General features: G+C 74.4%; 17 protein-coding genes. 6 read left to right on the top strand and 11 right to left on the bottom strand.

Going from position 1 to position 12,066, the window contains the following annotated elements; all coding sequences use genetic code 11:
* The coding region (locus ACXJKF_RS21025; protein WP_456789690.1) for a hypothetical protein at window positions 1-199 on the top strand (199 nt) is incomplete at its 5' end.
* Window positions 200-209: 10 nt separating this feature from the next.
* Here ACXJKF_RS21025 and ACXJKF_RS21020 read toward each other — a convergent pair.
* The 7 genes from ACXJKF_RS21020 to ACXJKF_RS20990 are packed head-to-tail and all read right to left on the bottom strand — an operon-like array spanning window position 210 to window position 3,174.
* Window positions 210-581, bottom strand: a complete 372-nt coding sequence (locus ACXJKF_RS21020) for a nuclear transport factor 2 family protein (protein ID WP_456789689.1) — start codon at window positions 579-581, stop codon at window positions 210-212.
* Window positions 582-635: 54 nt separating this feature from the next.
* Window positions 636-1,214: a hypothetical protein gene (locus tag ACXJKF_RS21015; protein WP_456789688.1), complete on the bottom strand. Its 579-nt coding sequence runs from the start codon at window positions 1,212-1,214 to the stop codon at window positions 636-638.
* On the bottom strand, window positions 1,211-1,786 hold the full coding sequence (locus tag ACXJKF_RS21010; protein ID WP_456789687.1) for a DUF6286 domain-containing protein: 576 nt from the start codon (window positions 1,784-1,786) through the stop codon (window positions 1,211-1,213). The genes ACXJKF_RS21015 and ACXJKF_RS21010 overlap by 4 nt, the downstream gene beginning before the upstream one ends.
* Complete coding sequence (locus ACXJKF_RS21005) at window positions 1,783-2,154, bottom strand: Asp23/Gls24 family envelope stress response protein (RefSeq protein ID WP_456789686.1); 372 nt, start codon at window positions 2,152-2,154, stop codon at window positions 1,783-1,785. The genes ACXJKF_RS21010 and ACXJKF_RS21005 overlap by 4 nt, the downstream gene beginning before the upstream one ends.
* Window positions 2,147-2,326 (bottom strand): hypothetical protein, encoded by a 180-nt coding sequence (locus ACXJKF_RS21000; protein ID WP_456789685.1) that lies wholly within the window; start codon window positions 2,324-2,326, stop codon window positions 2,147-2,149. The genes ACXJKF_RS21005 and ACXJKF_RS21000 overlap by 8 nt, the downstream gene beginning before the upstream one ends.
* Before the next feature lie 9 nt (window positions 2,327-2,335).
* Window positions 2,336-2,722 carry a hypothetical protein gene (locus ACXJKF_RS20995; protein ID WP_456789684.1) on the bottom strand — a complete coding sequence of 129 codons (387 nt, stop codon included), beginning with the start codon at window positions 2,720-2,722 and terminating at the stop codon, window positions 2,336-2,338.
* Window positions 2,719-3,174 (bottom strand): Asp23/Gls24 family envelope stress response protein, encoded by a 456-nt coding sequence (locus ACXJKF_RS20990; protein WP_456789683.1) that lies wholly within the window; start codon window positions 3,172-3,174, stop codon window positions 2,719-2,721. The genes ACXJKF_RS20995 and ACXJKF_RS20990 overlap by 4 nt, the downstream gene beginning before the upstream one ends.
* Before the next feature lie 132 nt (window positions 3,175-3,306).
* Here ACXJKF_RS20990 and ACXJKF_RS20985 point away from each other — a divergent pair, with 132 nt between their 5' ends.
* The 4 genes from ACXJKF_RS20985 to ACXJKF_RS20970 are packed head-to-tail and all read left to right on the top strand — an operon-like array spanning window position 3,307 to window position 7,857.
* A complete protein-coding gene (locus ACXJKF_RS20985) occupies window positions 3,307-3,861 on the top strand; it encodes an RNA polymerase sigma factor (RefSeq protein ID WP_456789682.1) in 555 nt (184 codons plus the stop codon).
* The gene (locus ACXJKF_RS20980) at window positions 3,858-4,304 is read left to right on the top strand and encodes a hypothetical protein (RefSeq protein ID WP_456789681.1); all 447 of its coding nucleotides are present in this window, start codon (window positions 3,858-3,860) and stop codon (window positions 4,302-4,304) included. Before ACXJKF_RS20985 ends, ACXJKF_RS20980 begins: the two co-directional genes overlap by 4 nt.
* Window positions 4,305-4,360: 56 nt before the next feature.
* Window positions 4,361-6,946 (top strand): circularly permuted type 2 ATP-grasp protein, encoded by a 2,586-nt coding sequence (locus ACXJKF_RS20975; protein WP_456789680.1) that lies wholly within the window; start codon window positions 4,361-4,363, stop codon window positions 6,944-6,946.
* Window positions 6,943-7,857, top strand: a complete 915-nt coding sequence (locus ACXJKF_RS20970) for a transglutaminase family protein (protein WP_456789678.1) — start codon at window positions 6,943-6,945, stop codon at window positions 7,855-7,857. Before ACXJKF_RS20975 ends, ACXJKF_RS20970 begins: the two co-directional genes overlap by 4 nt.
* Here the strand turns inward: ACXJKF_RS20970 and ACXJKF_RS20965 are convergent, their stop codons facing one another.
* The 4 genes from ACXJKF_RS20965 to ACXJKF_RS20950 form a co-directional block, all read right to left on the bottom strand.
* Window positions 7,858-8,784, bottom strand: a complete 927-nt coding sequence (locus ACXJKF_RS20965) for a hypothetical protein (RefSeq protein ID WP_456789677.1) — start codon at window positions 8,782-8,784, stop codon at window positions 7,858-7,860.
* Window positions 8,785-9,006: 222 nt separating this feature from the next.
* Window positions 9,007-9,534: a DinB family protein gene (locus ACXJKF_RS20960; protein WP_456789676.1), complete on the bottom strand. Its 528-nt coding sequence runs from the start codon at window positions 9,532-9,534 to the stop codon at window positions 9,007-9,009.
* Window positions 9,535-9,544: 10 nt separating this feature from the next.
* Window positions 9,545-9,727 carry a hypothetical protein gene (locus ACXJKF_RS20955; RefSeq protein WP_456789674.1) on the bottom strand — a complete coding sequence of 61 codons (183 nt, stop codon included), beginning with the start codon at window positions 9,725-9,727 and terminating at the stop codon, window positions 9,545-9,547.
* 183 nt (window positions 9,728-9,910) lie between these two features.
* Window positions 9,911-11,173 (bottom strand): transcriptional regulator, encoded by a 1,263-nt coding sequence (locus tag ACXJKF_RS20950; protein ID WP_456789673.1) that lies wholly within the window; start codon window positions 11,171-11,173, stop codon window positions 9,911-9,913.
* Window positions 11,174-11,414: 241 nt separating this feature from the next.
* On the opposite strand from ACXJKF_RS20950, the gene ACXJKF_RS20945 reads away from it, so the two are divergent.
* A complete protein-coding gene (locus tag ACXJKF_RS20945) occupies window positions 11,415-12,032 on the top strand; it encodes a TetR/AcrR family transcriptional regulator (RefSeq protein ID WP_456789671.1) in 618 nt (205 codons plus the stop codon).
* The last annotated feature ends 34 nt before the right edge of the window (window positions 12,033-12,066 follow it).

Raw genomic sequence — 12,066 nt, 5'->3', positions numbered from 1 at the left:
GGCGTTCATCGTCGCCGTCGGCACGTGCGACGACGACGGCAACCCCCTGGGCCCGCTGTACAGCGTGCTGAGCAGCGCGACGACGTTCCACGCGAGCGTCGTCGTCCCGACACCTGAGGAGGCGTTCGCGCTCGCGCGCGAGCAGATCGCCGCCCAGCCCGACCCCGAGGCGTGGGAGATCGTCTCGTTGCTGCACTGAGCCCCGCGCGTCAGTCCGAGGTCGTGTACGTCTTCTCGGGCCAGTAGGCCCACTCCTCGAACAGCTCGGCGCGCCCGTCCGGCCCGAACCGCAGCACCCACAGGTCCCGGTACTCCTGCGGCTTGTCGCCCCCGTACCGGACCTCGACCCTGACGACGGCGTCAGGGCCGTCCGCCGCGACGACCGTGGCCGTCATGGTGAACGGGGTGTCGTCCGCCCAGAACCCCTTGATCGCGTCGAGCCCTTCCAGCGGCTCCGCGTCGTAGGGCGAGCGCAGGTAGCGCGCGTCCTCCGCGAACAGCCGGTCCAGGCCGTCCACGTCCTGCGCCCGCCACGCCTGCTCGTACCGCTCGACCCATCCGGTGACAGCATCCCGACCCATCGGTGCCTCCTGCGCTCGTGTGCGTCGAGTCTCCACCCGACCGCCGACGCGCAGTCAGCGAACCCGCGGCCCGACCTCCCCGCGGCGCAGCACCGACAGCTCCACGCGGGAGCGCAGCTGGTCGGTGGGCAGGACGTGCGCGAGGTCGGCGAGCACGCCGTCGCACGCGGCGACGACCGCACCGAGGTCGGCGTCCGGGTCGACCGTCGCGCGCAGCCGCACGACGAGCTCGCCCCGGTCGGCCAGCACGGATCCGCGGGCGGACCGGATCAGCGGGTCGTCCGCCAGCACCTCCGCGGCGGTCGCGACGGCCGGTCCCGGCTCGACGACGAGCCTGCCCGGCTGCTCCCCGGACGGGAGGCGGAGCGACCCGACGGACCGTCGCGGCAGGTGCGCCAGCAGCCACCACAGCCCGATGACCACGAGCGCGACCCCGACCACACCGGCCACCACCGCGAAGCTCGACCCCTCGGTGACCTGCCCGGTGTCGACGGTGATCTCGTCGGGGACCTCCGGCCACACCGATGCCAGGAAGCCGGTCTGCCACCCCACGGCGGCCACCCCGACCACGACGAGCACGAGGCCGAGCAGCAGGACGAGCACCCGGTCGAACGCCAGGATCGACCGCCTCATCGTCCGTCACCCCCCGCGTGCAGGCCGGCTGTCACGCGACCGACGACCTTGACCGACAGTGGCTGGACCAGCGGTGCCAGACGCTCGGTGACGGCGGCGCGGACGGCGTCCGCGACGTCGTCGCCCTCCAGCGTGGTCACCGTGACGGTCACCGCCCGCCGCGTGGCCGACGCCCGCGCGGACAGCACGCGGTCGACCTCGTCCGCGGCGGACGCCGCGAGCCGTGCGGCGTCGCCGAGGCCGAGGGTCGTGCCGGTGGAGGACGTCACGTCCAGCCGGGTGCGGACGCGACGGCCGAGGGCGACGACGACGAGCCACAGCCCCAGCAGGGCGACGACGACTCCGACGACGGCGACCGGCACCGACGGCACGAGACCGTCGACGCTGTCGACGACGGGAGCGATCCAGGGCTCACCCTCGATGCGCCCCGCGGCGACGAGAGCCTCGCGGACCACGAGCACCCCCAGGGCGACGAGCAGGACCGCGAGCGCGATGCTCCACCAGGCGACCCGGCCGGCCCGGGTTGCCGCGGCAGCGGGGGCGAACCCGTGCGGGGCGTCCACCTGGGTCATCGCACCCTCGCGACCGGTCGGGCGGATGCGGCGGCCCGGACGACCTCGCGGACCGCGACGCTGACGTGCGCGAGGTCCTGGCCCGCGAGCCGCTGGAGCTCCCGGTGCAGCGCGGTCTGGACGTCGGTGGTCACCTCGGCGGCCGAGGCCGGCCACGTGATCGCCACCTCCACCTCGACGCGGGCCTTGGTGCCCGCCCGCTGCCACCGCACGCGCGGGTAGCCGCGCCCGAGCGTGCGCTCGACGGTGCCGACCGACGCCTCCTCGGGCGCGACGCCGGGCACGTCGAGGGTCACCTGGCGCGCGATGCGTGTGAGGGCGCGGTCGGCGACGGTGAGCGTCCCCCGCGCGTCCGGGGCGTCAGCCACGGCCGCGGCCGGACAGCAGGCCGGAGACGTCGATCCGGCCGTCGACCGCGAGCCCGACGACGACGCCGGCGGCGGCGAGGACGAGCGCGAGCACGAACATGTCGAACCCGCCGACGGCGGCGACGAGGGCGAGCAGCAGGCCGGCGAACAGCCCGATGGCGACAGATGACACGGTGGCTCCTCAGACGATGGTGTCGATGTCCTCGACGTGGACGCGGACGGGCATGGGCGCGACCGCGGAGACGGCCCGCTGGACCCGCGCCGCCGTGGCGGGCACGGGGACGAGGTCGGACACGACGACGTGCACCTCGGTGCCCTCGTCGTCGATCCGGACTCCCGTGACCCGGCGGCCGGGCAGGTACGTGCCGAGCTCACCGAAGCGCCCGCCGTGCAGCCGGACGACGCCGGGGACGGCCAGGACGGCTGCGGCGACGACCTCGGCGGGGGTGAGCGGCTCCGGGATGACGTCGTCGAGCACGACGACCTCGGCGGGCTCGACGAGGTCGAGGGGCGCGACGTCCTGCGCCACCTCGAGCGGCGTCGGCACCTGCTCCGGGACGTCGGTCACTGGACCCGCTGCTCCTGCGGGGCGGCCGGCTGCGCGTCGTCCTGCGGCAGGTGCACGTCGTTGACGGTCACGTTGACCTCCACCACGTGCAGCCCGGTCATGCGCTCGACCGCGCTGATGACGTTGCGCCGGATGCCGTCGGCCAGGTCGGCGATCGAGACGCCGTACTCGGCGACCAGGTCGAGGTCGACGGCCGCCTCGGTCTCGCCCACCTCGACGGAGACACCCTGCGAGTGGTTGGTCCGGGCGCCCGGGATGCGCTCGCGCAGGTTGCCGATCGCTCGGGCGGTGCCGCCGCCGAGGGAGTGCACCCCGGTGACCTCGTTCGCCGCGATGCCGGCGATCTTGCTGACCACCGTGTCCGCGATGGTGGTGCTGCCCTCGGGCGTGACGAGCGCACTCTGGCGGACGCGGGCGGCAGGGGCGGTGACGGTCGTGGCGGACTCGCTCATGGTGACCTCTCTCGGCTGGTGACGTACACACGGTTGGTCGCCGGTGCGCCCGATTCGTCACGGACCTCCGATGTGACCTGGGTCACATTCCTCAGGATGCGGTTGCCGCCCGTCGGACGCACGCTGCTCGGGATGGACGCAGACGAGATCCCGGACGAGGTGCTCGCCCGCCGGGCGGCGCTGCTGGACCGCGCCGCGTTCCGGGTGATCGTCGACCGACATGGTCCGGCGCTCTATCGCTATGCCCGTCGGATGCTCGATGATCCACAGGACACCGAGGACTGCGTCCAGGAGGCGTTCGCCGCCGCGTGGACCTCGTTGCCGCAGTTCGCGGGCCGGTCGTCGCTGCGCACCTGGCTGTTCGCCATCACGGCGCACAAGGTGCGGTCGCTGCAACGCCGACGGACCCGCACCGCACTGCCGCTACCGTTCGTCCCGGTCGACGAGGTCGACTCCCGCGCGGTGGACCCGGAGGCCTCGGCCGAGGGCACGGACCTGCTCGAGGCGCTGAACGCGGCGCTGCGGGAGCTTCCCCCCGGACCGCGCTCGACCTGGCTGCTCCGGGAGGTCGAGGGTCTGTCGTACGAGCAGATCGCCGAGGTGTCAGGAACGACGACGAGCACGGTCCGTGGCCAGCTCCACCGGGCACGCGGGCACCTGGTCCGGCGGATGGAGGTGTGGCGATGAACGGGGACCAGCTCCTCGCGCAGGCCGCCCGCACGCTGCGCGAGCACACCGACAGCGGCTGGGTCGCCCTGCGCGACGACGTGGTCGCGGTCGCCGTCCGCGCGTTCCGACCCTCCGCCCCGGTCCGCGGTGTGCTGCCGGACGGCGCCCTCCTCGTGGCGTCGACGGTCCTGGTGTCCCGCGTGCACGCCGCGCTGGCGACCGTGGCCGACGCCGGGGTCCTGCGGATCACCTGCACCACCACGGCCGAGGGCGAGCTGGACCGCCTCACCGTCGAGCTCGTCGCCCTCTACGGGACGCCGCTGGTGCCCCTGGCCGACGAGGTCCGCCGCCTCGCCGCGACGTCCGTCGCCGAGACGCTCGGGCTCACCGCGCCGCCGCTCGACCGGGTCCGGGTCGACGTCTCCGTGCAGGACGTGACGCCCGACGCGCGCCTGCTGTGACCCGCTCCGGCGGGCCGCTGGACGGTAGCGCGCCGTCGTAGGACACACTCCTGTGTGTGACCGACCTGCTCTCCTCCCCCCGCCTGCAGGGCGAGTCGGGTGTGGTCGACCACCGCGCCGACTGGTCGTGGCTGCCCGACCCCGCGGACGTCCCCACGGAGCACGGCCTGGCGCGGGCTCGCGACGAGGCCGAGCGCCTGCTCGCCGACCACGGCGTCACGTACGGCGCGGACTCCGAGGACGGGGAGCACCCCTGGCACCTGGACCCGCTGCCGGTCATCGTCGACGAGCCGGAGTGGGCTCGCCTGGACGCCGCGCTGGTGCAGCGCGCCGAGCTGCTGGACGCGATCCTCCAGGACGCGTACGGCCACCGGCTGCTGCTGACCGACAAGCTCCTGCCGCCGACGGTCGTGCTCGGTCACCCCGGGTTCGTGCGGGCGGTCGACGGCCTGCGGCTGCCCGGCGGGCGCGAGCTGGTGCTCACCGCGACGGACCTGGTGCGCGACGGCGCGGGCGGGTGGTGCGCGGTCGCGGACCGGACCCAGGCTCCGTCGGGCGTCGGGTACGCCATGGAGGACCGGCGCGTCGTGTCGCAGGTCCTGTCGGGGGTGTACCGGCAGGCGTCCATCCAGCGCCTCGGACCGTTCTTCCGCGCGCTGCGGCTCGCGCTGCGGGACGTCGCACCGGGGCGCGCCGAGCAGCCGCGCGTCGTCCTGCTCACCTCGGGGCCGTCCAGCGAGACCGCGTTCGACCAGGCCTACCTGGCGTCGATGCTCGGCCTGCCGCTGGTGGAGGGGTCCGACCTGCTGGTCCGCGACGGCCGGGTGTGGATGCGCGGGGTCGAGGGCCTCGAGCCCGTGGACGTGGTGCTGCGGCGCGTCGACGCCGAGTGGTGCGACCCGCTGGACCTGCGGCAGGGGTCGCGCCTCGGCGTGCCCGGCCTGGTCCGGGCGGTGCGCGCCGGGACGGTGAGCGTGGTGAACCCCCTCGGCAGCTCGGTGCTGGAGAACCCGGCCCTGCTCACCTACCTGCCGCGGCTGGCGAACGCGGTGCTCGACCAGGACCTCGCGCTCGCGTCGGCGCCCACCTGGTGGTGCGGCGAGCCCCGGTCCCTGCAGCACGTCCTGACCCACCTCGAACGGCTCGTCGTGCTGCCGACCGTCCGCGGCACCGACGTCGGCACGATCCTCGGCTGGACCCTGAGCCACCGCGAGCGCGAGCAGCTGGCCGCCCGGATCAGCGCCGAGCCGTGGCAGTGGGTGGGCCAGGAGCCGGTGGGCCCGGCCGGTCCGACGGTCGACGGGATGCCCGTCGGCGTCGGCAGCGACCTGCCGTCCGCGGAGGGCGTCGGTCCGGCCGACCTGGGTCCGCGGGCCGCCGTGCTGCGGACCTATGCCGTCGCGCACGCCGGGTCGTACACGGTCCTGGCCGGCGGGCTCGCGCGCGTCGCGGAGGGGCACGTCGTGTCCTCCTCGCTGGGCGCCGCCGCGAAGGACGTGTGGGTGCTCTCGACGCAGCCGGACACGCCGGTCGAGCCGTGGGTGCCGTCCGACGAGTCGGCCGCGGGCGAGGTCGCGACGCCGCGCCGCCCCGCGACCGGCATCTCGCCGCGCACCGCGGAGAACCTGTACTGGATGGGCCGCTACGCCGAGCGCGCGGAGGACGCCAGCCGGGTGCTGCGCGTCGTGGTCGACCGCTGGGACGACTTCCACCGTCGGCCGGCGTCCGCGGGCGGCCGAGCGCTCGACGTGCTCATCTCCTCGCTGACCCCCACGGAGGGGAGCGCGCCGTCGTTCCGGGACCTGGTCCTGGACCCCCGCACGGCGGGGACGGTCGCGCGCTCGGTCCGTCGGCTCGCCGCCGCGGCCGCCGCGGTGCGCGACCAGCTCTCGACCGACACGTTCGGACCGCTCGCGCGCATCGAGCGGGCGCTGCGCGACGAGCGCAGCAAGACGCGCGGCCGGACGCACGGCCGCGATGCGCTCGACCTGGGGGTCGTCGCCGGCAACACGGTGACGGCCGGCCTGCGGCCCGCGCTGGACAAGGTGCTCGAAGGGCTGCTGGCCATCGCGGGGATCACCGCCGAGGGGCTGGTGCGGGACGTCGGCTGGCAGTTCCTCGACGCGGGCCGGCGCATCGAGCGGGCACAGCACCTGGTCGAGAGCCTGCTGGCCACCGTGGTGCAGCGGCGGCCCGCCGACGTCGACGCCGTCGTGCTCGAGTCGGTGCTGCTCGCGCACGAGTCGGCGATCACGTACCGGCGCCGCCACCAGACGGGTGCCGGCCTGGCGGAGGTGCTCGACCTCCTGCTGCTCGACGGCACCAACCCCCGGTCGCTGGCCTACCAGCTGGACCGGCTCCAGGAGTCCCTCGCCCTCGTCCCGCTCGCCGGCCGGGCCCCTGACCAGCGCGACCACCTGCTGTCCGACGTCGTCGACCTGCTGGCCGAGGTGGACACGGTCGCCGTCGCCACCGCGGTCACCGAGGACGGCCGGCGCGCGCGGCTGGCCGAGACGCTCGAGTCGATGCTCTGGCGCCTGCACTCCGCGGCCGACGAGATCGAGCGCGTGCACTTCGTCAGGCTCTCGCCGAGCCGCGCGCTCGAGGACCCCTGGGACGCCCGGGACGGTGGTGGCGAGTGACCCGCACCTACGACCTGGTGCACCGCACCACGTACTCGTACGCGAACGTGGTGACGGACTCCTACGGCCGCACGACGATGACGCCCCGCGACGTCCCGGGGCAGACGTGCCTGTCGACGACGGTCGAGATCGAGCCGACGCCCGCCGACACCAACCAGTGGGTCGACTACTACGGCAACCGCACCACGTACTTCGGCGTCACGACGCCCCACACGCGGCTCGTCGTCACCTCGCGGTCCACGATCGAGGTCACCCGGCAGGCCCCCGACCCCGCGGCGCTGCCCACCGTCGGGTGGCACGACGTGGCCCACCGGGTCGCTGCCGGCGAGGTGGGCCGGCTGGACCCCAGCATCGTGGACCTGCGCGAGGCGCTCCTGCCGTCGCCGCACGTCACGTTCGCCGACGAGGTCCGCGCGTGGGCCGCCCCGACGTTCGCCGCGGACCGCCCGGTGGTCGAGGTGCTGGTCGAGCTGGCGCACCGGATCCGCACCGAGCTGGCGTACCGATCGGGGTCCACCACGGTGCACACCACGCAGGCCCAGCTGCTCGCGCAGAAGGCGGGCGTGTGCCAGGACTTCGCGCACCTGATGATCGCCGCGCTGCGCCTGCACGGGCTGCCCGCGCGGTACTCCAGCGGCTACATCGAGACCCGGCCGCCGGCCGGCCGGGAGAAGCTGCGCGGGGCCGACGCCTCGCACGCGTGGGTGTCCGCGTGGGTGCCCGGTGCCGGCTGGGTGGAGGTCGACCCCACCAACGACCAGCTCGTCGACGACCGCTACGTCCTGCTCGGGTGGGGCCGCGACTACGACGACGTCCCGCCACTGCGCGGGGTCATCTTCACGGAGGGCTCCGGCTCCCGGCTCACCGTGTCGGTCGACCTGGTGCCCAGCGGCAGCGAGCCGTTCGCGTAGTCAGCGCGGCGCGGTGACCCGCTGCTGCAGCTCGCCGGGCGGGACGATGAACCCGCCGCTGTCCACCACGGTCCCGCCGACCGCCCGCCACAGGGCCGCGGCGATGCGCGCGACCGAGGGCTCCACCCGTGAGCGCGCGATGAGGTGCAGCTGCGACGGGTTCGGGAGGCGCAGCTCCTCGGGCTCCGGCGGGATCCAGGTCACGTGGTACGACCACGGCCCGAACTCCCGCCAGTCCAGCCGCGACAGGGCTACCGGGACCTCGGACGAGCGCCCGGTCCGCACCGTGATCGCCCCGTCGTACTCGAACGTCGCGGTCACCGAGAACGTCGGCGGCCCGGGGGTCCCCTCCGCCTGCTGCGGGCGCGGCACGTCCGTGGGCCCGACGCGCGCCCCGGTCATGGCCGGCCGCACGAGCGGCAACGCGTCCTGCGCGGACAGCGGCATGGGCGACCAGAGGGTCAGGTCCACCGCGGCGCCCGGGTCGGGCACGACGACGTGCGCCCGGTCCGCGGGGACGATGCTGCCGGCCGCCCGGCGCGCGGCGGCCGCCATCCAGCCGTAGACGAGCTCCAGGGACGCCCGCGGGTCGGCTGGGACCAGGGCGTAGAGGTCGACCTMCGGCACGACGAGACCGGCCGCCTGCGCCCCGGCACGACCCGCCGGGACCGGCCCCTCCAGCGAGGCGGCGCCGTTCAGCCGCAGCAGACCCGGCGTCGGCTCGGTGACGACCGCCGAGATCCCCCGGAACCGCGCGCCCGTCATCGGGCGGGACTTCGCCGCCTCGTCGGCGCTCACCGGCTCGCGCGTCCACGCGGCATCGGGGAACCAGGCGGTGGCCAGGACGACGACGTCCGTGCCGCGGGGCACCACGAGGACGTTACGGCCGTCCAGCTCCCCGGGGAGGTCGACCAGCGGCAGGCTCATGCCGGAGGACCGTACACAGGTTGTAATTCGTGTGGGTGAAGTTTCGGCGCGCCACCCGGCGAGTCCGCACTGGTCAGCGAGTTGTCCACAGGTTCAGCCGTGTTGCACACGGCTGTGGACAGAACCTGTGGACAGTACTTGTGGTCGCGCTGACCTTGCGTTCCGCTCCGGGCGGGTGCGCTGGCGCGCCCCCACCCTGCGCTGCACTCCAGCCCAGCGCTCCTAGGCGTGGACGTCGTGCAGGTGGTGGACCACGTCGTGCAGGAAGTACTGCCCCAGCGTCAGGACCGTGAACTCCGACCCGTTCGACCGCCGGCCCGCCCGGGCCCACTGGTCGTCCGCCACCGAGTCGAACAGGGCGGCCGTGCTGTCCGCCGCCTCCGCGAGCTCACCGGCGACCACCTGCGGGTCCTGGAGGTCGTACCGGTCGGCGAGCGCCGTCGCGTCCTGGTCCCAGTTCTCGAACAGCGGGTCGTCCTGCGTCAGCAGCAGGTCGAGGCGTGCACCGAAGACCCGGAACACGTCGCGCACGTGCGCCCCGTACTCGAGCGTCGACCACGTGGTCGGGTCTGGCCGGTCCCGGGCGTCGGCGCGGTGCAGCGCGGACACCCAGCGCGGCGACAGGTCCCGCACGGTGCCGGCGATGGCAGGGCCGTCGACGTCGGTGGCGGTGAACCCGCACTCGGGGCACCGCTGCGACAGGACCCAGGTCCAGTCCTTGGTGTCGGGCTGGATCTCCTCGTTCGTCATGGACGAGAGGCTAGTGGTCCGCTTCGAAGCCGGAGTACGTCATGAACCACGGCGTGCTCGGCAGGTCGCGCTGCCGGAAGACCGACTCGTCGATGCGCCCCGCGGCGGGCGACACGAACTCGCCCGCGATCCAGCCGTCGTCGCGCGTGTCGAGCCCGACGTCGCGTCCGGGCTCTCCTGCGTCGATGATCATCGTGCCCCCCTGGTCATCCCTTGCTGTCGAGCGCTGCGGCCGGGCGAAGTTCCCCTCCGATCCTCGCCCAGCCGCCGCTCGTCTGCCCGCCTGCCAGCAAGGGCCGCCTCGCTACGTGAGGAACGTAGGGCGCGGCACGTTGCAGGAACGTTGCAGGTGAGAGGTCGGAACTGGACAGGTTCGTCAAGCGTGCCGGGGCGCTCCCAGACGGTGCCCCAGCAGGTCGAGCCGGCCGACGGCGCGGACGTGCACCGGCGACCCCTTGGGCGCCAGCCAGGCCAGCCGCTCCCAGGCCTGCCAGTCGTCGGCGCCCGCGTCGGAGGCGAGCCAGCGGCTCACGACGCCGGGCAGCGGACTGGCGAGCACGGCCGCGCGCACATCCGCGGCGAGCTCGTCCCGGATCCGTTCGACCCCCGGCGCCACCGAGCGGGCGAGGACCGGCCCGGGGTACGCGGTGAGGGCCGCGTCGACGTCGCCCGTGTCGAGCAGGGCGTGCACCATGTCGACGTCGGTGCGCAGCGGCGCCGTCAGCCGGTAGGGGCGGGACTCGCTGAGCAGGGGCCCGACGAGCCGGCGCAGGCGCGAGACCTCGGCCCGCACGGTGACGTCCGACAGCTCGTGCTCGCTGAGCAGCACGGCGAGCTCGTCGGCGCTGAGCCCGGCGGGGTGGCGCGCGAGGAGCAGGAGGAGCTCGGCGTGCCGCAGGCTCAGCCGGAGCTCGGTGCCGTTGATGTGCACCGTCGGGGTGCCGAGCACCCGCAGGCGTGCGGTCGTCGAGCCGCTGAGCACGATGACGGGGTGCTTCTCGGTCGGCGCGGGCGCGGCGCGGGCGAGCTCCGCCTCGACCGCCGCGACGGTGGCGCGGACCAGCGACATGACGAGACCGGACGCGACCATCGAGCCGCCGGTGACGTCGAGGACCCCGAGGACCTGCCCGCTCGCGGCGTGGATGGGGACGGCCGTGCAGTTCCACGGCTGGACCTTGCGCGCGTAGTGCTCGGCCTCGACCACCTGGACCGGCCGGTCGGTGGCCAGGGCGGTACCGAGCGCGTTGGTGCCGGCGGAGTCCTCGCGCCACACCCCGCCCTCGACGAAGCCCACGCCCTCGACCCGACGCCGCAGCGACTGGTCCCCCTCGACCCACAGCATCCGGCCGACGTCGTCGGTCAGCGCGGTCACCCACCCGGCGTCGGCGCCGGGCGCGACGAGCAGGTCCCGGACCACGGGCATGGCGGCCGCGAGCGCGAGGGAGCTGCGGTAGCCGGTGAGGTCGCTGCCGCCCATGTCGACGGGCGCGTTCTGCACCTCGGGGTCGACCCCGCTGCGCTGGCTGCGCCGCCAGGAGTCGGCGACGACGGAGCGGACCGCGCGGCTGGACAGCTGGCCGGTGGTGACGAAGCGCTCGTGCGCAGCACGCACACGGGCGGTGTCCACGACTTCCGTCATCTCGTCTCCTCCCGACCGCGCCGTCGAGAACGCACGCACGCGCGGGGTACCGCCCAGGGCCCCCCGCGCATGACGAGTGTACGAACACGAACCGCCGATGCGTGCACAATTCCGGCGCTTCCGCCGCGTCATCACGCGGGACGGCCGACTTTTTATCGGTTCAGCGGCCGTTATCGGGGGTGCCGGCCGGGCCCTTCACCCGCCGCACCCATTTGATGACAGAACGTGCGATGATGTCACGATGCCCAAGATCATCGGCGGGTCCCTGCACGAGCACCGCGAGCAGACCCGCCAGAAGCTCTTCGCGGCCCTCTCGGAGCTCATGGCCGACCAGGGGTTCGACGCGATCACGCTCGCCGAGATCGCGTCCGCGGCCGGCGTCGGACGCACCGCCGTCTACAACCACTTCCCCGACAAGGAGTCCCTCCTGCTCGGGTTCATCACGCACGAGACCGAGCAGTACGCGGCGACGCTGCAGCGCTCGCTGGACGACATCGAGGACCCGACCGAGCAGCTCCAGACCTACGTCCGCCAGCAGGCCGCACTGACCAGGGTGTACCACCTGGCGCCCGGTCCGGAGCTGCGGTCCGTGCTCTCGCGCGGGACCCAGCAGCGCGTCCGCGAGCACGTCATGGTGGTCGAGCAGATCCTGCGCCGGATCCTGGCCGCGGGCATCGAGTCCGGCGCCTTCCCGTCGCAGGACCTGGACGTGACGGTGCCGCTCATCAACGCGTGCCTGTCCGGGCGGGGCGTCCCCGTCGACGGGCCCGAGCGCGACCGCGCGATCGCGCAGACGGAGGCCTTCGTGCTCCGGGCCGTCGGAGCGGACGCCGCTGCACCTGCACCCGTGCCGGCCTGACCCGGTGGCGAAGCGCGCACGCGGCGGAACTCCA

This window comes from Cellulomonas sp. P5_C5 (assembly GCF_054049655.1).
Note: the sequence above shows the minus strand (reverse complement) of the source record. Positions and strands in the feature narration are given on the sequence as shown.

Excerpts from the sequence above, each read along its gene's own strand:
- ACXJKF_RS20985 (WP_456789682.1), top strand. The coding sequence starts at position 3,307 with ATGGACGCAGACGAGATCCCGGACGAGGTGCTCGCCCGCCGGGCGGCG.
- ACXJKF_RS20960 (WP_456789676.1), bottom strand. The coding sequence starts at position 9,534 with ATGACGAACGAGGAGATCCAGCCCGACACCAAGGACTGGACCTGGGTC.
- ACXJKF_RS20950 (WP_456789673.1), bottom strand. The coding sequence starts at position 11,173 with ATGACGGAAGTCGTGGACACCGCCCGTGTGCGTGCTGCGCACGAGCGC.
- ACXJKF_RS20945 (WP_456789671.1), top strand. The coding sequence starts at position 11,415 with ATGCCCAAGATCATCGGCGGGTCCCTGCACGAGCACCGCGAGCAGACC.
- ACXJKF_RS21010 (WP_456789687.1), bottom strand. The coding sequence starts at position 1,786 with ATGACCCAGGTGGACGCCCCGCACGGGTTCGCCCCCGCTGCCGCGGCA.
- ACXJKF_RS21020 (WP_456789689.1), bottom strand. The coding sequence starts at position 581 with ATGGGTCGGGATGCTGTCACCGGATGGGTCGAGCGGTACGAGCAGGCG.
- ACXJKF_RS21015 (WP_456789688.1), bottom strand. The coding sequence starts at position 1,214 with ATGAGGCGGTCGATCCTGGCGTTCGACCGGGTGCTCGTCCTGCTGCTC.
- ACXJKF_RS20980 (WP_456789681.1), top strand. The coding sequence starts at position 3,858 with ATGAACGGGGACCAGCTCCTCGCGCAGGCCGCCCGCACGCTGCGCGAG.
- ACXJKF_RS20990 (WP_456789683.1), bottom strand. The coding sequence starts at position 3,174 with ATGAGCGAGTCCGCCACGACCGTCACCGCCCCTGCCGCCCGCGTCCGC.
- ACXJKF_RS20955 (WP_456789674.1), bottom strand. The coding sequence starts at position 9,727 with ATGATCATCGACGCAGGAGAGCCCGGACGCGACGTCGGGCTCGACACG.